At 60.1% G+C, this 19,866-nt stretch carries 19 protein-coding genes; 17 read left to right on the top strand and 2 right to left on the bottom strand.

The annotated features are described in order from the left end of the window. The 6 genes from AA74_RS0107230 to AA74_RS0107205 all read left to right on the top strand — a co-directional run bounded on the left by AA74_RS0107230 (position 1) and on the right by AA74_RS0107205 (position 5,812). Positions 1 to 777: a molecular chaperone gene (locus AA74_RS0107230; RefSeq protein WP_025912124.1), complete on the top strand. Its 777-nt coding sequence runs from the start codon at positions 1 to 3 to the stop codon at positions 775 to 777. Next, the gene (locus AA74_RS0107225) at positions 758 to 2,986 is read left to right on the top strand and encodes a fimbria/pilus outer membrane usher protein (protein ID WP_025912123.1); all 2,229 of its coding nucleotides are present in this window, start codon (positions 758 to 760) and stop codon (positions 2,984 to 2,986) included. Before AA74_RS0107230 ends, AA74_RS0107225 begins: the two co-directional genes overlap by 20 nt. Further along, the gene (locus AA74_RS0107220) at positions 2,977 to 3,933 is read left to right on the top strand and encodes a spore coat protein U domain-containing protein (RefSeq protein WP_025912122.1); all 957 of its coding nucleotides are present in this window, start codon (positions 2,977 to 2,979) and stop codon (positions 3,931 to 3,933) included. Before AA74_RS0107225 ends, AA74_RS0107220 begins: the two co-directional genes overlap by 10 nt. A gap of 126 nt (positions 3,934 to 4,059) precedes the next feature. Beyond that, on the top strand, positions 4,060 to 4,800 hold the full coding sequence (locus AA74_RS0107215; protein ID WP_025912121.1) for a winged helix-turn-helix domain-containing protein: 741 nt from the start codon (positions 4,060 to 4,062) through the stop codon (positions 4,798 to 4,800). 2 nt (positions 4,801 to 4,802) lie between these two features. After that, the gene (locus AA74_RS0107210) at positions 4,803 to 5,276 is read left to right on the top strand and encodes a hypothetical protein (RefSeq protein ID WP_025912120.1); all 474 of its coding nucleotides are present in this window, start codon (positions 4,803 to 4,805) and stop codon (positions 5,274 to 5,276) included. Between the two features lie 29 nt (positions 5,277 to 5,305). Beyond that, entirely contained in the window at positions 5,306 to 5,812 is a 507-nt protein-coding gene (locus AA74_RS0107205; RefSeq protein ID WP_025912119.1) for a GNAT family N-acetyltransferase, read from the top strand. Positions 5,813 to 5,994: 182 nt separating this feature from the next. On the opposite strand, the gene tsr is transcribed toward AA74_RS0107205, so the two are convergent. Both tsr and hpaR read right to left on the bottom strand, forming a co-directional pair. Further along, positions 5,995 to 7,659 (bottom strand): methyl-accepting chemotaxis protein, encoded by a 1,665-nt coding sequence (tsr, locus tag AA74_RS0107200; protein ID WP_025912118.1) that lies wholly within the window; start codon positions 7,657 to 7,659, stop codon positions 5,995 to 5,997. Positions 7,660 to 7,742: 83 nt separating this feature from the next. Beyond that, on the bottom strand, positions 7,743 to 8,183 hold the full coding sequence (gene hpaR, locus AA74_RS0107195) for a homoprotocatechuate degradation operon regulator HpaR (RefSeq protein WP_008502106.1): 441 nt from the start codon (positions 8,181 to 8,183) through the stop codon (positions 7,743 to 7,745). A 270-nt stretch (positions 8,184 to 8,453) separates the two neighbouring features. On the opposite strand from hpaR, the gene hpaG reads away from it, so the two are divergent. The 11 genes from hpaG to AA74_RS0107140 all read left to right on the top strand — a co-directional run bounded on the left by hpaG (position 8,454) and on the right by AA74_RS0107140 (position 19,787). Next, positions 8,454 to 9,731: a 4-hydroxyphenylacetate degradation bifunctional isomerase/decarboxylase gene (gene hpaG, locus AA74_RS0107190; protein WP_025912117.1), complete on the top strand. Its 1,278-nt coding sequence runs from the start codon at positions 8,454 to 8,456 to the stop codon at positions 9,729 to 9,731. Further along, positions 9,728 to 11,194, top strand: a complete 1,467-nt coding sequence (hpaE, locus tag AA74_RS0107185) for a 5-carboxymethyl-2-hydroxymuconate semialdehyde dehydrogenase (protein ID WP_025912116.1) — start codon at positions 9,728 to 9,730, stop codon at positions 11,192 to 11,194. Before hpaG ends, hpaE begins: the two co-directional genes overlap by 4 nt. A 2-nt stretch (positions 11,195 to 11,196) precedes the next feature. Next, on the top strand, positions 11,197 to 12,048 hold the full coding sequence (gene hpaD, locus AA74_RS0107180; RefSeq protein WP_014830538.1) for a 3,4-dihydroxyphenylacetate 2,3-dioxygenase: 852 nt from the start codon (positions 11,197 to 11,199) through the stop codon (positions 12,046 to 12,048). Between the two features lie 9 nt (positions 12,049 to 12,057). Then, positions 12,058 to 12,438: a 5-carboxymethyl-2-hydroxymuconate Delta-isomerase gene (locus tag AA74_RS0107175; protein WP_025912115.1), complete on the top strand. Its 381-nt coding sequence runs from the start codon at positions 12,058 to 12,060 to the stop codon at positions 12,436 to 12,438. Positions 12,439 to 12,544: 106 nt separating this feature from the next. Beyond that, positions 12,545 to 13,348 (top strand): 2-oxo-hept-4-ene-1,7-dioate hydratase, encoded by an 804-nt coding sequence (gene hpaH / locus AA74_RS0107170; RefSeq protein WP_021240607.1) that lies wholly within the window; start codon positions 12,545 to 12,547, stop codon positions 13,346 to 13,348. Between the two features lie 9 nt (positions 13,349 to 13,357). Then, a complete protein-coding gene (hpaI, locus tag AA74_RS0107165; protein WP_025912114.1) occupies positions 13,358 to 14,155 on the top strand; it encodes a 4-hydroxy-2-oxoheptanedioate aldolase in 798 nt (265 codons plus the stop codon). Positions 14,156 to 14,176: 21 nt separating this feature from the next. Continuing rightward, complete coding sequence (gene hpaX / locus AA74_RS0107160; RefSeq protein ID WP_025912113.1) at positions 14,177 to 15,541, top strand: 4-hydroxyphenylacetate permease; 1,365 nt, start codon at positions 14,177 to 14,179, stop codon at positions 15,539 to 15,541. Continuing rightward, positions 15,513 to 16,403, top strand: a complete 891-nt coding sequence (gene hpaA, locus AA74_RS0107155) for a 4-hydroxyphenylacetate catabolism regulatory protein HpaA (protein WP_008501306.1) — start codon at positions 15,513 to 15,515, stop codon at positions 16,401 to 16,403. The genes hpaX and hpaA overlap by 29 nt, the downstream gene beginning before the upstream one ends. Positions 16,404 to 16,599: 196 nt before the next feature. Then, positions 16,600 to 18,162 carry a 4-hydroxyphenylacetate 3-monooxygenase, oxygenase component gene (gene hpaB / locus AA74_RS0107150; protein ID WP_008501307.1) on the top strand — a complete coding sequence of 521 codons (1,563 nt, stop codon included), beginning with the start codon at positions 16,600 to 16,602 and terminating at the stop codon, positions 18,160 to 18,162. 17 nt (positions 18,163 to 18,179) lie between these two features. Then, entirely contained in the window at positions 18,180 to 18,692 is a 513-nt protein-coding gene (locus tag AA74_RS0107145) for a 4-hydroxyphenylacetate 3-monooxygenase reductase subunit (protein WP_008501308.1), read from the top strand. Between the two features lie 177 nt (positions 18,693 to 18,869). Continuing rightward, positions 18,870 to 19,787: a YafY family protein gene (locus AA74_RS0107140; protein WP_008501309.1), complete on the top strand. Its 918-nt coding sequence runs from the start codon at positions 18,870 to 18,872 to the stop codon at positions 19,785 to 19,787. Positions 19,788 to 19,866 lie beyond the last annotated feature (79 nt).

Here is a 19,866-nt window from a genome sequence, read left to right as displayed (position 1 = left end):
GTGCGTCGCTATCTTTCCTGCTTCATTCTGTGGCTCATGATGCTGGCGCTGCTGTCACGCTACGCGCTGGCCGCCACGCTTCAGGTGGCCCCGGTAACGCTCGATCTGCAGAGCGACCAGCGGGCAGCGGCTATCTATCTCACTAACAGTGGGAAAGCGGCCATCCATGCGCAGATTCGGGTGTACGAATGGACGCAAAAAAACGGTAAAGATGTTCTGGTGGCCACCGGGGAGGTGGTCAGCAGCCCGGCGATGACATCACTGGCGCCGGGCCAGCAGCAGCTGGTGCGTATTATCGTCATGCAGCCCGGCATCCGTGCACAGGAGCAAAGTTACCGGCTGGTTATCGACGAACTGCCGGACGCCACGTCCCGTGCCGCCAATCCCACCGCGGTGCACTTCCTGCTGCGCTACTCGATTCCGGTGTTTATTGCCGGGAACCAGAGCGCGCCCGTCAGCCACGATGCCCTGAGCTGTGAGCAGTCTGAAATACCGGCCACCCTTCGCTGCTTTAATGCCGGAAACCGCCACATCCGTCTCAGCCACCTTGAGGCCCTGACGGCCGATGGGCAGGTTGTAGGGTCGATTAAAGGCCTGGCGGGCTATGTGCTCCCGGGACAAACCGCCCTTTTGCCGCTTAAACACGCTTCACGTCACGCGCTCAGCACGCTGCGCGTCTATCTCAATGATGACCACCATGCCAGCCAGATACCCCTGCGCCCGCTCGCTTCTCGCGCTCCTGTTTTGGCTACCGCTCATGCTGTCAGCCCGGACTGAACCCGCCGACACCGTACAATGGCTGGCCATTACCGTAAACCACACCCCGCGAGGCGAGCTCTGGGCCTGCCGGGTGGTGGATAATGCGTTATGGATAAGCCGCAGCGACATGAAAAAGCTGGGGCTTCACGCCCCGGACGATCGCGCCGAATGGGTTGAGCTGACGTCCCTGCCGGGCCTGAAGGTTAATCTCGACGTGTTGTCCCAGCAGGTGTCGATTACCGCTGAGGCAGAGGCGCTCGAGGGCCAGCAGCATCTCACCGCCTCAAAGCCCGCGCCGATGTATCGCTACCCTGATGCGCAACCCGTCAGCGCCTATACGCTCGGATACGCGCTCTACGCCAGCGATGCGCAGGGGAAGCGCCAGCTCAACGCCCAGACCATGCTGACCGCATCCGGAGGATTACCCGGAACGTTCAGCAGCAGTTTCTCAAGCCATGCCGGGGAGGAAAACAGCGCCGGTCGACCGACCCACACGCGTCTCGAAACCCGCTGGCAGTGGGACAACACCGACTCGCTGACCACGCTGGCGCTGGGCGACAGCATCACCACCGGCGCCCGCTGGAGCCGACAGGTGCGCTTTGGCGGGCTGCACTGGGCACGTAATTTTGAGCTCAATCCGCAACTCAATACTGAACCGCGCAGCCGCTACAGCGACACGGCCGTACTGCCTTCCACGGTCGATTTGTATATCGACGGCCTTAAGCAGAGCAGCCAGCGCGTCACGCCGGGTGACTTTCTGCTGGATACCCTGCCCTCCTTCACCGGAAGCGGGCAGGCGGAGGTGGTCATTACCGATATCAACGGCCAGCGTCGCACCGTACAGCTCGATCTCTACGGCGCGCCGGGCATGCTGGCGGAAGGGCTCAGCAGCGGTTCGCTGGACATCGGCTGGATGCGGGAAAACTACGCCCTGCACTCCGACGACTATGCCGCCTCGCCGCTGCTGGACGCGGGCTGGCGCTATGGAGTGAATAATCACCTGACGCTGGCGCTGCATACGGAACAGCAGCGCAGGCTGCACAACGTGGGCACGGGCGCAGACTGGCTGGTCTCTCCCGCCGTAGGGGTGGTTAGCCAGCACGTTGCCGTGAGCGACAGCCCTTACGGTCAGGGCGTTCAGTGGGGCCTCGGCTGGCAGTGGAACGGCAGAGGAACGGGCATTTCTGCCAGCACCGTCCGCACCGAGGCGGATTTCGCCGACAACGCCCGCATGAGCGGTGCCGCCCCCGTCAGACGCAGCGACAGCGTTTGGGTAAGCCAGTCCGTCCCCCACTTCGGCACCGTGGGCGCGGGCTGGGTACAGCAGAACATTCAGGGCAGCACGCAGCGCTACCTCAATGCCTCCTGGTCGGTGTCGCTGCCGGCACACATCTCCACCACGCTGAGCTATACCCGCTCGTTTACGGATGCGTCGAGTCAGGTTCAGCTACTGCTTTCCGTCCCATTGGGTCGCGAGGACACGCTCTCCGTTCAGGCCAGCCGGGATAAACCACGCATGGATTACCGCCACCAGCCGGACGATGAGGCCGGCGGCTGGTCATGGGAACTGGGCCAGGGCTTTGGCGAACGACGTGAAAGATATGCAGACGCAGGCTATCTGGGCCGCGCGGGCGAATGGCACGTTGGGCTGCAGCAAGGTGCCAGCCAGCGCAACCAGTACGCCTCAGCCGAAGGGAGCCTGACGCTGCTGGACGGCAGCCTGCACGCGCTGCGCTACATCCAGCAGGGCATGGCGCTGGTGTCCACGCACGGTATTGGGCACGTACCGGTGATGCTGGAAAACCGCCCGGCCGGTGAAACGGATGAGAACGGTTATCTCCTGCTGACCGACCTGCCGCGCTACCACAACAGCAAAGTCAGCATTAACCCGCTCGATCTGCCCGCCGATGTGATCGCCCCCGTCACCGACATGCATGCCAGGCCGGGCAACAACAGCGCGGTCAAAGTCGATTTTAACGTCCATCACGCCGTCACGGTTCAGGCCCGGCTGGTCGACAGCCGCCGCAGGCCGCTCCCGCTGGGCAGCGTCGTGTCAACGCCGCAGGGTGCCACCATCGTGGGCCGCGATGGCTTTATCTGGCTTGAAGATCCGCCCCTGCCGGGTGAACTGGTGGTGAAGACCGGTGAGGGAGAGTGCCGGGTCGCGCTTCCGGCGCCCCGTACCGCGTCATCTATACAGAATATGGGAGAACAACTGTGTCATTAAGAGCGCCGTTATTATTGCTGCTCGTCCTGTCCGTAAAGGCGATGGCGGCAGCCTGCTGGATAACCTCCATGCCCGCCATTAACTTTGGCAACGTCGTGGCGGGCAATACCACCTCCGTCAACACCGAGGTCAAGTTTAGCTGCCAGGCCGACAACGAGGGCAGAACGGAATATCTCAACGTCTGTCTGAGCAGCGTAGACGCCCCGCCCTTTGAGATGATCTCGCCGGGGGACCAGGAGGGAAAACAGTACACCCTCCTCTTCCGCCTGCTGAACGGCGCAGCACGCTCTCAGGAGCTGGGGCCTGCCAGCAGCGGGAACCTGATTCAGCAGACTCTGGCCGCGCAAAGCAATGCCAACGTCAGCGGTACCTTTCCGCTTATCGCTACCATTCCGGCAGGGCAAAGCCAGCTTCCGGCCTACCACTATTACAACTACAACATGAATCTGCGCATCGCCTGGCACAGCGCCCTGCGTCAGGATGCCCTGCAAAACTGCTCGGACGGTTCCGCAGAGGGGGAGCAGGTGCAGGGCGGCACCAGCGCGCAGGCCGAAATCAGCCAGGGATGCTACATCGAGCGCGTGACGCCCCTTAACTTCGGCACCCTGACCAGCACCGCGACCCTGCGTCCGACGCGTTCCACCGCCACCCTGACCACGCGCTGCCCGGCCGGAACCGCATTCACCCTTGCCATGGGCAAAGGCAACCATGCCAGCGGTAATCAGCGGCAGCTCTGCAACAACGAGGGCCAGTGCCTGCGCTACGGGCTCTGGCAGGATGAGGCGGCCACGCAACGCTGGGGAGATCAAAGCAGCGGCGATGCGCTGCAGGTCACCAATCCCGCTGGCGGCACCCAGAACTACACCGTTTACGGCGAGGTCCCGGCACAGCCGCTAACCGGTACCGGGGAATTTATTGATGACGTGATTATCACGCTGACTTATTAAACCACCCAAAATCCTGTCTGGATCAATGTTATCGGTAACAGTGGCGTTAAAATAGCCAGCAATGCAGCCCGGAAGGCGTAGACCTTCTCTTTTTATTTTTTATCTCTGCTTTTATTACAACAACTTATGAAATACCTGCTTGCTGACGCCATCGTCTATAACGACGAGGACGGTTCTGTTTCTCTTATCAATGCGCCGGATGAGGATGCGCAGCTCCTCACCTGCACGGCCAATACCATCATGAAGCTGCTGGTACAGCATCATGGGAACGTGGTTGAACGGGAAACCTTTCTCCAGGAAGTCTGGGATCGGCGAGGGCTTCAGGGATCTAACAACTCCTTAAACCAGTACATCAGCATTCTGCGCAAGATGCTGGCGGCCCTGCTTCCCGACGCGCTGCTTATCGTCACCGTACCGAAAACGGGCTTTATGCTCAGCGCGGACGTTACGGTCACTCCGCTGGAGGAGGCCCCGCCGACCGTCGAAACGGCGAAACCTGCATGGCGCGTTCGCCCGGAATGGCTGTTCTGCGGCGCGCTCACGCTGGTCGTCGTTGCGCTATGCCTCTGGATCGCGCTGATCAAGCCAGAAAATTCACAAAGGGAGATCCATCTGCTGACGCATATCGGCACCTGCCCGGTCTACACCTTTACGCCGCTGGCGGACGTATTTCACGGGAAGGCAATAACGCTGGCGCAAACGCTTCAGAAGGACGGCCATCTTCCGTGCCTGAAAAATTCAATTTTCTACATGCACATTCAGAGAACGCTTTTCTACGGCCACGAAGGGCGGCTGGTGCTCTCCCAATGTTCCCTCACGCAGGGTAAAGCCAGCGCCTGTCGTACGCTTTACTATTACGAGTGGTGATGATGAGACACAAAAAAGTTTGGCTAACCCTGATCCTCAACCTGCTGCTGCTGGGCACCGTGCTGGCGTGGTACTTTCACACGCCCCCGCTGTCGGTGGCCTGCGACGGAAACCTGACCTTTTCCGACCGGCGCGACAACCACGATTTCACCTTTGACGGTGAGATCATTATGCGTTTTCATCCCGACAAAACCGGGTACATCACGGTTAACGGCAGCGTGGTGAATGCCCCACGCAGCTGGGAGGTTTCCCGCCAGGAGATGTTTAAATGGCGTCACGTGGAGGGCGAACTGTATGAGATCGCTATTCAAAAAGTGGAGCGTTTTAGCCATGACGCCATGCCGCCCGGGGTCTTTGAAAAATACGTTGCCGGCCTGACGCTGGGCAATAAAAGGCTTCTGACGATCGAGCGCACGCCGGAAGACGCGCTGGTGATCAGCAATTTCTATTCGCCGGTGCTGATCTGCTCGGAATAATGTCGACGGGTCAGGCTATACTTGCCGCCATGACTCTTCGCATTCGCCCCACCACCCGCAACGACATTGCCGCCCTGCCCGCCATTGAACGCGCGGCGGCCGGGCGCTTCCGTGACTTCCCGGCACTCGCCTGGCTTGCCGATGGCGAGGTCATTTCCGCTGAGCAACACCTCGGCTATGTCGAACGCGGGTTAAGCTGGCTGGCGCTGGCAAACGACCAGCCCGTCGGGTTTATCCTTGCCGAAGCCCATCCGTCTTCACTGTTTATTGTCGAACTCTCGGTTGATCTGGACTGGCAGGGAAAAGGGATCGGCAGGCAGCTCATCGCCTGCGTGGCAGACCATGCCCGCAGAAAGGGGCTGACAGCGCTGACGCTGACGACGTTCAGGAACATACCGTGGAATGCGCCGTTCTATGCGCGGCTGGGGTTTGAAAAAATGACGACCCTGACGCCTGAACTGCGTCAGAAAAGAGAAGAAGAGACGGCGCACGGTTTCGCGTATGAAACGCGCTGCGCCATGCGCCTGCCTCTGTAATATCGCCCGGTGGCGCTGCGCTTACCGGGCCTACAAAACCCTGAACAGTAGGCCGGGTAAGGCGTAGCCGCCACCCGGCAAAACCACAAACCCTAGGCCGGGTAAGGCGCAGCCGCCACCCGGCACAACCACGAACCGTAGGCCGGGTAAGGCGCAGCCGCCACCCGGCACAACATACGGCGTTAGAACGTTTCCCAGTTATCACCAGCATCAGCGGTAACCGTTTTACGCGCCATCGCCGGTGCTGCAACGGTTTTCGCAGAAGCGAACTCACGCGCTTTCATCTGCTCCTGCTGAATGCGGAACACCGCCACGGCCTGGGTCAGACGGCTTGCCTGCTCTTCCAGTGCGGCTGCCGCTGCGGCAGACTCTTCCACCAGCGAGGCGTTCTGCTGGGTCACGCGATCCATCTCTGCCACCGCCAGACCGACCTGGTCGATACCGCGGCTCTGCTCGTCAGACGCAGAGGCGATTTCACCCATGATGTCCGTGACGCGGGTAACCGCATTCACGATCTCACCCATGGTTTCACCGGCGCTTTCGACCAGCGTTGAGCCCACTTCCACGCGACCCACGGAGTCTTCGATCAGGCTCTTGATCTCGCGTGCCGCCTGGGCGCTGCGCTGGGCCAGGTTACGCACTTCACCTGCTACCACCGCAAAACCACGGCCCTGCTCGCCCGCACGCGCCGCTTCTACCGCCGCGTTCAGTGCCAGGATGTTGGTCTGGAAAGCAATACCGTCGATCACGCTGATAATGTCGGCAATTTTCTGCGAACTGCCCGCGATATCGCGCATGGTCTGCACCACGTTGTCCACCACTTTGCCGCCTCTCTGCGCGGTTTCAGAGGCGCTCAGCGCAAGATGGCTCGCCTGACGGGCGTTTTCGGCGTTCTGCTTAACGGTCGCCGTCAGCTGCTCCATGCTGGCAGCGGTCTCTTCCAGGGAAGCGGCCTGCTGTTCAGTACGGGAGGAGAGGTCGTTGTTGCCCATCGCGATTTCACTCGCGCCGCTGTAGATCGCATTCGCGCCGTTACGCACGTCGCCAACGGTACGCACCAGCTCGCCCTGCATATGGCGCAGCGAGTCGGCCAGTTCACCCATCTCGTTGGTGCCCTGAACCTCAATGCGCTTCACCAGGTCGCCGCTGGCGATATGGCGAATGTTGTCGATCAGACGATTCAGCGGGGAGATCAGCGTCTGCTTGATGTTGAGCCAGACGGCCACAATCACCACCAGCACGGCAATCAGGACGCCGATCAGCACCCAGATAGCCTGGCTGTAAGAGCTGTTGCTGTCTTCGACCGCCATCTGGTACAGCTTGTCGTTCTGCTGCAGGTAGCTCACGTACTGCTTCTCAAAACCGTCCTGGTAACTCTGGGTTGGCTGGTCGAAGAAGGCGTTGATTTTGCCCGCGCCCAGCAGCTGGATCAGCTCCGCCAGCGCGCCGTGGTAAATATCGTAGTTACGCTTGATCTCCATGGCATCCGCATCGCTTTGACGCGGATCGCGCGGCAGGGCTTCGTAGGCAGCCCAGTTTTTTTCCGCCTGTTTCAGAGACGCAGACGCGATTTGCATCAAATCGTTCACGGTCGCGCCGCTGCCGATATTGCTCTGATCCATCATGTAGCGGATACCCGCACGGTTCAGGGTATTACGGGTTTGCAGCAACGCTACCCAGCTGCCGTTCAGCGTGGACTGTTGCTGGCGAATGGTTTGCAGGACGGTGAAATTCTCTTTGTCATTCTTCAGAGCATTAAAGAAAAGACCACCGGATGTGAGTTGTAAAAGGCCAAATATCGCTAAAACCAGCATTAAGCTGGTGACAATCTTGATACGGTTTAACATGTTTTCTCTTTCCTCAGACAGATACAGAATTTTCGGCCTGGAAAGGGAAAACTTTACGAAATTCATCCTGAAATTTGTGGTTTTTACTCTTCTTCCCGCGCTGCGTTATGTCGGTTTCCGAGTTCAATAAACTCTTCCAGCAGCGCCGTCAGCTGTTTCATCTTCTCCGGCGTATATTCCGCCTCAATCTGCTGATACGCCTCCTCCACCTGCGCCTGGGCGTGCTCATACAGCGCATTGCCCTCTTTGGTCAGCGAGACGTACAGCTTGCGCTGGTCGTTCAGCGGCTTTAAGCGCAGCACCAGACCGTCGCGCTCCATGCGCGTCAGAATGCCGGTGAGGCTCGGGCGCAAAATACAGGTGCGAAACGCCAGATCGTGAAAATCCATCGACGGATGTTCAGCCAGCACGCGCACAATGCGCCACTGCTGCTCGGTCAAGTTATGGCGCTTCACGATCGGTCGGAAGTAGGACATCGCCGCTTCCCGCGCCTGCAGCAGCGCGATGGTTAATGAATCATGCATAGCCTCTCCCCTTCACATCATTAACACGTAAACAATTCATAAAAGATGCTTTTATAAACAACACGTTTTCCGTCAAAAAGTCTAACAGAAACCCATTAAGTTTATTAACACTCTGATTTTAATACCAATAAAAACAAATACGTAAATTTATTGTTATTCGTATCACAAATCTTTCACTTCTGATTGCGAAATAATCAGCAAAAGCATAAAACCAGATCATTAACATATTAATGAAATCCAAACCGGACCTCCGGCCTGAGGAGTATGTGAATGAAAGGTACCGTCTTTGCTGTCGCCCTCAACCATCAGAGTCAGCGCGAAGCCTGGCGAGAGGCGTTTGAAAAAGCCCCCTACAACACGCCGCCGAAAACGGCGGTGTGGTTTATCAAACCGCATAACACCGTGATTCGCGCGGGCGACCCCATTCCGTACCCGCAGGGGGAAACGGTGCTGAGCGGCGCCACGGTAGCGCTGGTGGTCGGTAAAACCGCCAGCAAGGTGCGCGTGGAGGACGCCGCGGCGTACATCGCCGGATATGCGCTGGCCAACGAGGTGAGCCTGCCGGAAGAGAGCTTCTACCGCCCGGCCATCAAGGCCAAATGCCGGGACGGATTCTGCCCGCTCGGCGAACCAGTCGCCGTTGATAACGTGGATAGCCTGACCATCATCACCGAGATCAACGGCCGCGAAGCGGACCACTGGAACACCGCCGATCTGCAGCGTAACGCTGCCGAACTGCTGAGCGCCCTGAGCGAGTTCGCCACCCTTAATCCCGGTGATGCGATCCTGCTCGGTACCCCGCACAGCCGCGTTGAGATCCGCCCGGGCGATCGCGTGCGTATTCTGGCGGAAGGATTTCCACCGCTGGAAAACCCGGTGGTGGACGAGCGCGACGTCACTATTGCGCACAGCACGCCGCCGCACGCCACGCTGTTTGCCCTCGGCCTGAACTATGCCGATCACGCCAGCGAGCTGGACTTCAAGCCGCCCACCGAGCCGCTGGTCTTTATCAAAGCGCCTAACACCTTCAACGGCGACAACCAGACCTCGGTGCGCCCGAACAACGTCGAGTACATGCACTATGAAGCGGAGCTGGTGGTGGTCATCGGCAAAACGGCCCGCAAGGTGAGCGAAGCCGAGGCGATGGACTATGTTGCGGGCTACACGGTCTGCAACGACTACGCCATTCGTGACTATCTCGAAAACTACTACCGCCCGAACCTGCGGGTGAAAAGCCGCGACGGGCTGACCCCCATTTCCCCCAACATCGTGCCAAAAGAGGCCATTCCCGACCCGCGCAACCTCGCCCTGCGCACCTTCGTTAACGGCGAGCTGCGCCAGGAAGGCACCACGGCGGATCTGATCTTCAGCATCCCGTACCTGATCGCCTACCTGAGCGACTTTATGACCCTGCAGCCGGGCGACATGATTGCCACCGGCACGCCGAAGGGGCTGTCCGACGTGGTGCCGGGCGATGAGGTGGTGGTGGAAGTGGAAGGCGTGGGACGCCTGGTGAACCGAATTGTGAGTGAGGAGACGGCAAAATGAAAAAGATAAACCATTGGATCAACGGTAAAAACGTCGCGGGCAGCGACTACTTCCACACCACTAACCCGGCCTCCGGCGAGGTTCTGGCAGAAGTGGCCTCCGGCGGCGAGGCCGAAATCCATCAGGCCGTTGCCGCCGCCAAAGAGGCGTTTCCGAAGTGGGCCAACCTGCCGATGAAGGAGCGCGCGCGCCTGATGCGCCGCCTGGGCGACCTGATCGACCAGAACGTGCCGGAGATCGCCGCCATGGAAACCGCCGACACCGGGCTGCCGATCCACCAGACCAAAAACGTGCTCATTCCGCGCGCCTCGCACAACTTCGAATTCTTCGCCGAGGTGTGCCAGCAGATGAACGGCAAGACCTACCCGGTCGACGACAAGATGCTCAACTACACCCTGGTGCAGCCGGTGGGCGTCTGCGCGCTGGTGTCGCCGTGGAACGTGCCGTTTATGACCGCCACCTGGAAGGTCGCACCCTGTCTGGCCTTAGGCAATACCGCGGTGCTGAAGATGTCCGAGCTCTCCCCGCTGACCGCCGACCGTCTGGGCGAGCTCGCCCTGGAGGCGGGTATTCCGGCGGGCGTGCTGAACGTCGTTCAGGGCTACGGCGCGACGGCAGGCGATGCGCTGGTGCGGCATCACGACGTGCGCGCCGTCTCCTTCACCGGCGGCACCGCTACCGGGCGCAACATCATGAAAAACGCCGGGCTGAAGAAGTACTCCATGGAGCTGGGCGGCAAATCCCCGGTGCTGATATTTGAGGATGCCGACATCGAGCGCGCGCTGGACGCCGCCCTGTTCACCATCTTCTCCATCAACGGCGAGCGCTGCACCGCGGGCTCGCGCATCTTCATCCAGCAGAGCATCTACCCGGAATTCGTGAAGCGCTTTGCCGAGCGCGCCAACCGCCTGCGCGTGGGCGACCCGACCGATCCGAACACCCAGATTGGCGCGCTGATTAGCCAGCAGCACTGGGAAAAGGTCTCCGGCTATATCCGCCTCGGCATTGAGGAAGGCGCAACCCTGCTGGCGGGCGGCCCGGACAAACCGACCGATCTGCCTGCGCACCTGAAGGGCGGCAACTTCCTGCGCCCGACCGTGCTGGCGGATGTTGATAACCGCATGCGCGTGGCGCAGGAGGAGATCTTCGGGCCGGTGGCCTGCCTGCTGCCGTTCAAGGACGAAGCGGAAGGGCTGCGCTTGGCCAACGACGTGGAGTACGGCCTGGCGTCATACATCTGGACCCAGGACGTGAGCAAGGTACTCCGTCTGGCGCGCAATATCGAAGCCGGCATGGTGTTCGTCAACACCCAGAACGTGCGCGACCTGCGCCAGCCGTTTGGCGGCGTGAAGGCCTCCGGCACCGGCCGCGAGGGCGGCGAGTACAGCTTCGAGGTATTCGCGGAGATGAAGAACGTCTGCATCTCCATGGGCGACCATCCGATTCCAAAGTGGGGGATCTGAAAATGGGCAAATTAGCGTTAGCGGCAAAAATCACCCACGTGCCGTCGATGTATCTCTCCGAACTGCCGGGCAAAAACCACGGCTGCCGCCAGGGCGCCATCGACGGACACAAAGAGATCAGCAAGCGCTGCCGGGAGCTGGGCGTCGATACCATTATCGTCTTCGACACCCACTGGCTGGTGAACAGCGCGTACCACATTAACTGTGCGGACCATTTCTCGGGCGTGTACACCAGCAACGAGCTGCCGCACTTTATCCGCGACATGACCTACGACTACGACGGCAACCCGGAACTCGGCCAGCTGATCGCCGACGAAGCGGTGAAGCTTGGTGTGCGCGCCAAAGCGCACAACATTCCAAGCCTGAAGCTAGAGTACGGCACGCTGGTGCCGATGCGCTACATGAACGCGGATAAGCACTTCAAAGTGGTCTCTATTTCGGCGTTCTGCACGGTTCACGACTTCGCCGACAGCCGCAGGCTGGGCGAGGCCATCGTCAGCGCCATTGAAAAATACGACGGCACCGTGGCGGTGCTCGCCAGCGGCTCGCTGTCGCACCGCTTTATCGACGACCAGCGCGCGGAAGAAGGGATGAACAGCTACACCCGCGAGTTCGACCGCCAGATGGACGAGCGCGTGGTGAAGCTGTGGCGAGAGGGTCAGTTCAAAGAATTCTGCAGCATGCTGCCGGAGTACGCCGACTACTGCTACGGCGAAGGCAATATGCACGACACGGTGATGCTGCTGGGGATGCTCGGCTGGGACAAATACGACGGCAAGGTGGAGTTTCTCACCGAGCTGTTCGCCAGCTCCGGCACCGGCCAGGTCAACGCCGTTTTCCCCCTGCCCGCGTAAGGAGCCTCCATGCCGCACTTTATTGCTGAATGTACCGACAACATCCGCGAGCAGGCCGACCTGCCGGGACTGTTCGCCAAAGTGAACGAGGCGCTCGCCGCCACGGGCATCTTCCCTATCGGCGGTATCCGCAGCCGCGCCCACTGGCTGGACACCTGGCAGATGGCCGACGGCAAGCACGATTACGCCTTTGTCCATATGACGCTGAAGATTGGCGCGGGGCGCAGTCTGGAGAGCCGGGAAGAGGTCGGTGAAATGCTGTTTGCGCTGATTAAAACGCACTTCGCGGCGCTGATGGCGGGCCGCTATCTGGCGCTGTCGTTTGAGCTGGACGAGCTGCACCCAACGCTCAATTACAAACAAAACAACGTGCACGCGTTGTTTAAGTAGACATCTTTTCCGCCCGGTCGCGCTTCGCTTACCGGACCTACAACGGCTCGAACGTAGGCCGGGTAAGCGCAGCGCCACCCGGCAACAGCCGCATAAAGGATACGCCATGCTCGATAAACACACCCATACCCTGATCGCCCATCGTCTGCATCAGGCGGAGCAGTCCCGGGAGCAGATCCGCCAGATCTCCCTCGACTACCCGACGATCACTATCGACGACGCCTACGCCGTCCAGCGCGAATGGGTCAGCCTGAAAATTGCCGAAGGCCGCGTGCTGAAGGGCCACAAGATCGGCCTGACGTCCAAAGCGATGCAGGCCAGCTCGCAGATTAGCGAGCCGGACTACGGCGCGCTGCTGGACGACATGTTCTTCCACGACGGCAGCGACATTCCCGTGGATCGCTTTATCGTCCCGCGCATTGAAGTGGAGCTGGCGTTCGTGCTGGCAAAACCGCTGCGCGGCCCGAACTGCACGATCTTCGACGTCTATAACGCCACGGACTACGTGATCCCCGCGCTGGAGCTGATCGACGCCCGCTGCCACAACGTCGACCCGGACACCCAGCGCCCGCGCAAGGTGTTCGACACCATCTCCGATAACGCCGCCAACGCGGGCGTGATCCTCGGCGGCCGTCCGATTAAGCCCGACGAGCTGGACCTGCGCTGGATCTCCGCCCTGCTCTACCGCAACGGCGTGATCGAAGAGACCGGCGTGGCCGCAGGCGTCCTGAACCACCCGGCCAACGGCGTGGCGTGGCTGGCAAACAAGCTCGCCCCGTATGACGTGCAGCTGGAGCCTGGCCAGATCGTTCTCGGCGGCTCGTTTACCCGCCCGGTGCCCGCCAGCAGAGGCGACACCTTCCACGTCGACTACGGCAACATGGGCTCCATCAGCTGCCGCTTTGTTTAGGAGATAACCATGCAAAACGCATTCAAAGCGGCGCTGCAGGCGGGCCGCCCGCAAATTGGCCTATGGCTGGGGCTGACCAGCAGCTACAGCGCGGAGCTGCTGGCCGGAGCAGGCTTCGACTGGCTGCTGATCGACGGCGAGCACGCGCCGAACAGCGTGCAGACCGTCCTGACCCAGCTGCAGGCCATCGCACCTTATCCCAGCCAGCCGGTGGTCCGCCCGTCGTGGAACGACCCGGTGCAGATCAAACAGCTGCTGGACGTGGGTGCGCAAACCCTGCTGGTGCCGATGGTGCAAAACGCCGACGAAGCGCGGCAGGCGGTACGTGCCACCCGCTACCCGCCCGCGGGCATTCGCGGCGTCGGCAGCGCTCTGGCGCGCGCCTCGCGCTGGAACCGCATTCCGGATTACCTGCAGCAGGCCAACGACGCCATGTGCGTGCTGGTGCAGATCGAAACCCGCGAGGCGCTGAAAAACCTGCCGCAGATCCTGGACGTAGAAGGCGTCGACGGCGTGTTTATCGGCCCGGCGGATCTGAGCGCCGACATGGGCTTTGCCGGTAATCCGCAGCACCCGGAGGTGCAGGCCGCCATTGAGCAGGCGATCGCGCAGATACGCGCCGCCGGTAAAGCGCCCGGCATCCTGATGGCGAACGAGCAGCTGGCAAAACGCTACCTTGAACTCGGCGCGCGGTTTGTCGCCGTCGGCGTCGACACCACCCTGCTCGCCCGCGGCGCGGAAGCGCTGGCGGCACGCTTTATCGAACAACCGGTTACGTCAGTTAATAACAATAAATCCGTCTACTAAACGTAAGATCTGGAGCGCACCATGACGACCTCTACCCTGCAAACCCATGATAATAAAGCCGTTGAACACCGCGTCATTCACAAGCTGTTCCGACGCCTGATCGTCTTTCTCTTTATCCTGTTTGTTTTCTCGTTTCTCGATCGCATCAACATCGGCTTCGCCGGGCTGACGATGGGCAAAGATCTGGGCCTCACCTCAACCATGTTTGGCCTGGCCGCGACGCTCTTTTACGTCACCTACGTGCTGTGCGGGATCCCGAGCAACATCATGCTGGCGAAGATCGGCGCGCGCCGCTGGATCGCCGGGATCATGGTAGTGTGGGGTATTGCCTCCACCTGCACCATGTTCGCCACCAGCCCCGAAACCCTCTACGTTCTGCGCATGCTGGTGGGCATTGCCGAAGCCGGCTTCCTGCCGGGGATTCTGGTCTACCTCACCTGGTGGTTCCCGGCCTATCACCGCGCCCGCGCCAACGCGCTGTTTATGATTGCCATGCCGGTCACCATGATGCTCGGCTCAATCCTCTCCGGGTACATTCTGGCGATGGACGGGCTGTGGAACCTCAAGGGCTGGCAGTGGCTGTTCCTGCTGGAGGGTCTGCCGTCGGTGGTGCTCGGCGTGGTGACCTGGTTTTACCTCAACGACACCCCGGATCAGGCCACCTGGCTGGATGAGGACGAAAAGCTGGCGCTCAAAACGATGATCGCCCGCGAGCAGGAGGTTGCCATTGCCCAATCCGTCACGCCGCGCTCGACGCCGCGCTCGACGCTGCGCGAGGTGCTGACCCCGGCGGTGCTGCTCTACACGCTGGCCTACTTCTGCCTGACCAATACGCTGAGCGCGATCAACATCTGGACCCCGCAAATCCTGCAAAGCTTTAACACGGGGAGCAGCAACATCGTCATCGGCCTGCTGGCGGCGATCCCGCAGTTCTGCACCATCCTCGGGATGATCTGGTGGAGCCGCCGTTCCGACAGGCTGAAAGAGCGAAAAAAGCACACCATCCTGCCGTACCTGTTCGCCGCGGCGGGATGGATGCTGGCCTCCGCGACCGATCACAGCCTGATCCAGCTGCTTGGCATCATCATGGCCTCAACCGGATCGTTTACCGCCATGGCGATATTCTGGACCACGCCGGATCGGGTGATTAGCCTGCAGTCCCGCGCGGTGGCGCTGGCGGTGATCAACGCCATCGGCAACGTCGGCTCCGCCGTCAGCCCGCTGCTGATTGGGATCCTGCGCGACGCGACCGGCAGCTTCAGCTCGGGGCTGTGGTTTGTGGCCGGGCTGCTGGTGGTCGGCGCGCTGGTGCTGACGCGTATCCCGATGACGCAGCGGGATCAACAGAGGAACGATCATGTGCCAGAGCCCTATCGCCAACATTGATATCAGCAAGGAGTACGACGAAAGTCTGGGCACCGACGATGTGCACTACCAGTCGTTCGCCCGCATGGCGGCCTTTTTTGGCCGCGACATGCAGGCGCATCGTCACGACCAGTATTTTCAGATGCACTTTCTCGATACCGGGCAGATTGAGCTCCAGCTCGACGATCACCGCTATTCGGTGCAGGCCCCGCTGTTCGTCCTCACCCCGCCGTCGGTGCCGCACGCGTTTATCACCGAATCCGACAGCGACGGACACGTGCTGACGGTGCGCGAGGATCTGATCTGGCCGCTGCTGGAGGTGCTCTACCCCGGCACGCGGGAGGCGTTTGGCCTGCCGGGGATCTGCCTTTCGCTTGCCGACAGGCCGGACGAGCTGGCGGCGCTGAAGCACTACTGGCAGCTGATTGCCCGGGAATCCACGGAGCAGCTGCCCGGGCGCGAGCATACGCTGGTCCTGCTGGCCCAGGCGGTTTTCACCCTGCTGCTGCGCAACGCGAAGCTCGACGACCACGCGTCAGGCGGCATGCGCGGCGAGCTGAAGCTGTTCCAGCGGTTTACCCAGCTGATCGACACCCACTACCACCAGCACTGGACGGTGCCGGAATACGCCAGCGAGCTGCACCTGACCGAATCCCGCCTGACCGATATCTGTCGCCGCTTCGCCAACCGCCCGCCAAAACGGCTGATCTTCGACCGCCAGCTGCGGGAGGCCAGGCGCTTGCTGCTCTTCTCCGACAGCACCGTCAGCGAAATTGCCTGGCAGCTGGGGTTCAAAGATCCGGCCTATTTTGCCCGCTTTTTTAACCGCCTGGTGGGGTGCTCGCCGAGCGCGTATCGGGCGCAGAAAGTACCGGTTTCCTGAACGCATCACGGTTCGTAGGGCGGGTAAGCGCAGCGCCACCCGCCGAAAAGCCGCACAGATCACAAAACCACAACCCACCCGAAAAGTACCCGTCGTTGTCCCAATCGTCCCTTCACGTTACGTCCCTCTCAGGCTTCAATTAAACAACAAAAACAAAACATAAATTTAACAACCCTATTCCGATATGAGGTCCCCTATGAAGCCTGAAGAGTTCCGCGCTGATGCCAAACGTCCGTTAACCGGTGAAGAGTATTTAAAAAGCCTGCAGGACGGACGCGAGATTTATATCTACGGCGAGCGCGTCAAAGACGTCACCACCCATCCGGCATTTCGCAATGCGGCAGCCTCCATCGCGCAGATGTACGACGCGCTGCACAAGCCGGACATGCAGGACACGCTGTGCTGGGGCACCGACACCGGCAGCGGCGGCTATACCCACAAGTTCTTCCGCGTGGCGAAAAGCGCCGACGACCTGCGCCAGCAGCGCGACGCCATCGCCGAGTGGTCGCGCCTGAGCTACGGCTGGATGGGCCGCACGCCGGACTACAAAGCCGCGTTCGGCTGCGCGCTGGGCGCCAACCCGGCCTTCTACGGCCAGTTCGAGCAGAACGCCCGGAACTGGTACACCCGTATTCAGGAAACCGGCCTGTACTTCAACCACGCCATCGTTAACCCGCCGATCGACCGCCACAAGCCGGCGGACGAGGTAAAAGACGTCTACATCAAGCTGGAGAAAGAGACCGACGCCGGGATTATCGTCAGCGGCGCGAAAGTGGTGGCCACCAACTCCGCCCTGACCCACTACAACATGATCGGCTTCGGCTCCGCGCAGGTGATGGGCGAAAACCCGGACTTCGCGCTGATGTTCGTCGCGCCGATGGACGCCGAGGGCGTGAAGCTGATCTCCCGCGCCTCCTACGAGATGGTGGCAGGCGCAACCGGATCCCCGTACGACTACCCGCTCTCCAGCCGCTTTGACGAGAACGACGCCATTCTGGTGATGGATCACGTGCTGATCCCGTGGGAAAACGTGCTGATCTACCGCGATTTCGACCGCTGCCGCCGCTGGACGATGGAAGGCGGCTTTGCGCGAATGTACCCGCTGCAGGCCTGCGTGCGCCTGGCGGTGAAGCTCGACTTCATCACCGCCCTGCTGAAGAAATCCCTGGAGTGTACCGGCACCCTGGAGTTCCGCGGCGTGCAGGCGGATCTCGGCGAAGTGGTGGCGTGGCGCAACATGTTCTGGGCGCTGAGCGACTCCATGTGTTCCGAAGCCACGCCGTGGGTCAACGGTGCGTATCTTCCTGACCACGCGGCGTTGCAGACCTACCGCGTGATGGCCCCGATGGCCTACGCGAAGATCAAGAACATCATCGAGCGTAACGTCACTTCCGGGCTGATCTACCTGCCGTCCAGCGCCCGGGATCTGAACAACCCGCAGATCGACCAGTATCTGGCGAAATACGTGCGCGGCTCCAACGGCATGGATCACGTCGAACGCATCAAGATTTTGAAGCTGATGTGGGACGCCATCGGCAGCGAGTTTGGCGGCCGTCACGAGCTGTATGAGATCAACTACTCCGGCAGCCAGGATGAAATTCGCCTGCAGTGTCTGCGCCAGGCGCAGAGCTCCGGCAATATGGACAAGATGATGGCGATGGTCGACCGCTGTATGTCCGAATACGACCAACACGGCTGGACGGTGCCACACCTGCACAACAACAGCGATATCAACATGCTGGACAAGCTGCTGAAATAGCGCAGCGGGAGGTTGCAATGCATTCAGATGAACAACGCCTGCGTTTTCGCGACGCAATGAGTAGCCTGTCGGCGGCGGTTAACGTGGTCACCACCGAGGGCGAGGCGGGCCGCTGCGGCATCACCGCCACCGCCGTCTGCTCGGTCACGGACACCCCGCCGTCGGTCATGGTGTGCATCAACGCCAACAGCGCCATGAACCCGGTATTCCAGGGCAACGGCAGGCTGTGCGTTAACGTGCTGAACCACGAGCAGGAGATCATGGCGCGCCATTTCGCCGGGATGACCGGTATGGCGATGGAAGAGCGCTTTGCCCTCTCCTGCTGGCAGAAAGGGCCGCTGGCGCAGCCGGTACTCAAGGGCGCGCTGGCCAGCCTTGAAGGCGAAATAAGCCAGGTGCAAACCATCGGCACGCATCTGGTTTATCTGGTTGAAATTAAAAACATCATTCTGAGTGACGCGGGCCACGGCCTGATCTACTTCAGACGCCGCTTCCACCCGGTCATGCTGGAGACGGAAGTCGCCGTGTGACCCGCCTCGCGCTGGCCTTTTTTCCGGCCAGCGCCGCTTTCTGCAAAAACTCCTAAGGTTTCCGCTAAATCACGCCGTTATATACCCATAAGAGAAATTTTCTGTGCCTGAATACTGACGCCGCCTGTCAGTGCACCCGCATCATTCAGCGCATACCTATATATACAGGATGACCTTATGGCTAAAACGACGCGGAGCCGCTCGGCTGAACGTCTGGTCGATATTCTCCTTGAGCTACATTTAAACGGTGTGGTAAACCGCGGTGCGCTAATGGAGAAATTTAAAATTACCGAACGCACCGTCTACCGGGATTTAAATGCCCTCTCGCCCATTGTTGAACATACCGGTAACGGTCTATATCGGCTGATTCATTCCGCACAATCGCCGGGTGGGCAAGGATTACATCACACTTTGGCTAACTTTCTGAATGCCGACAGCTTTTTCCCTGAAAGAAATATGGAATTCTGGCAAAAGCTTGAAACGCGCGTAGACGAAAACCATATTCTTATTCTTGGCAATGAAGCGGAACATACGGTAGAACGCGATATTCGCCGTCATTTAACGAAAATCGAGAAATCGATTAAAAACCATAATGTTTGCCAGATCGTTTATAAGGGTAAAACCCGCCTGATTAATCCCTATAAACTCATTAACAAAAAAAATATATGGTATTTACAAGCCACCGAAAATAGCCGGCTGAAATCCTTCTCATTGAGCCAGATTAGCTGGTTTGATATTCAGAAAACGACCTTCACTCCCGAAGAAAATGTTCTTGAGCTGCTGGAGAAAAGCCTCGATCCCTGGGTGTCCGAAGATACTTTCGCGGTGAAAATATTCATCAAAGATAATATCTCACATTACTTCCTGCGCCGGGATCTTCTGCCGGAACAGGAGCTGCTGGAGGAGCAGCAGGACGGCGTCACGCTGCGCTGCCAGGCGGCCCACGAGAACCAGATCCTGCCGCTGCTGTTCTACTGGCTCCCCCATATTCAGATCCTGGAACCGAGCTGGCTGAAGGAGAAACTCATCAGGACGCTGGAGAGCTATCTGGCCGTGGAGCGCAACCCGAATAATCAAGTGATCTCAATCACATAATTTCGCCCTCTGGCGGCGCACCGAAACCGCTCGTCGCCGCCTTTGACCGCTCACCCGGCACTTTCAACCACTCATTCAT

The sequence above is a fragment of the Enterobacter sp. 5-4 genome, from assembly GCF_000612205.1.
In the GTDB taxonomy this organism is placed as follows: Bacteria; Pseudomonadota; Gammaproteobacteria; order Enterobacterales; family Enterobacteriaceae; genus Enterobacter; species Enterobacter roggenkampii.
The sequence above is the reverse complement of the archived record's forward strand: the minus strand, read 5'-3'. Positions and strand labels throughout refer to the sequence as shown.

What these genes read in the sequence shown, in the direction of transcription:
- AA74_RS0107225 (WP_025912123.1), top strand. Translation starts at nt 758, where the DNA reads ATGCTGTCAGCCCGGACTGAACCCGCCGACACCGTACAATGGCTGGCC.
- AA74_RS0107215 (WP_025912121.1), top strand. Translation starts at nt 4,060, where the DNA reads ATGAAATACCTGCTTGCTGACGCCATCGTCTATAACGACGAGGACGGT.
- AA74_RS0107210 (WP_025912120.1), top strand. Translation starts at nt 4,803, where the DNA reads ATGAGACACAAAAAAGTTTGGCTAACCCTGATCCTCAACCTGCTGCTG.
- AA74_RS0107205 (WP_025912119.1), top strand. Translation starts at nt 5,306, where the DNA reads ATGACTCTTCGCATTCGCCCCACCACCCGCAACGACATTGCCGCCCTG.
- tsr (WP_025912118.1), bottom strand. Translation starts at nt 7,659, where the DNA reads ATGTTAAACCGTATCAAGATTGTCACCAGCTTAATGCTGGTTTTAGCG.
- hpaR (WP_008502106.1), bottom strand. Translation starts at nt 8,183, where the DNA reads ATGCATGATTCATTAACCATCGCGCTGCTGCAGGCGCGGGAAGCGGCG.
- hpaG (WP_025912117.1), top strand. Translation starts at nt 8,454, where the DNA reads ATGAAAGGTACCGTCTTTGCTGTCGCCCTCAACCATCAGAGTCAGCGC.
- hpaE (WP_025912116.1), top strand. Translation starts at nt 9,728, where the DNA reads ATGAAAAAGATAAACCATTGGATCAACGGTAAAAACGTCGCGGGCAGC.
- hpaD (WP_014830538.1), top strand. Translation starts at nt 11,197, where the DNA reads ATGGGCAAATTAGCGTTAGCGGCAAAAATCACCCACGTGCCGTCGATG.
- AA74_RS0107175 (WP_025912115.1), top strand. Translation starts at nt 12,058, where the DNA reads ATGCCGCACTTTATTGCTGAATGTACCGACAACATCCGCGAGCAGGCC.
- hpaH (WP_021240607.1), top strand. Translation starts at nt 12,545, where the DNA reads ATGCTCGATAAACACACCCATACCCTGATCGCCCATCGTCTGCATCAG.
- hpaI (WP_025912114.1), top strand. Translation starts at nt 13,358, where the DNA reads ATGCAAAACGCATTCAAAGCGGCGCTGCAGGCGGGCCGCCCGCAAATT.
- hpaX (WP_025912113.1), top strand. Translation starts at nt 14,177, where the DNA reads ATGACGACCTCTACCCTGCAAACCCATGATAATAAAGCCGTTGAACAC.
- hpaA (WP_008501306.1), top strand. Translation starts at nt 15,513, where the DNA reads ATGTGCCAGAGCCCTATCGCCAACATTGATATCAGCAAGGAGTACGAC.
- hpaB (WP_008501307.1), top strand. Translation starts at nt 16,600, where the DNA reads ATGAAGCCTGAAGAGTTCCGCGCTGATGCCAAACGTCCGTTAACCGGT.
- AA74_RS0107145 (WP_008501308.1), top strand. Translation starts at nt 18,180, where the DNA reads ATGCATTCAGATGAACAACGCCTGCGTTTTCGCGACGCAATGAGTAGC.
- AA74_RS0107140 (WP_008501309.1), top strand. Translation starts at nt 18,870, where the DNA reads ATGGCTAAAACGACGCGGAGCCGCTCGGCTGAACGTCTGGTCGATATT.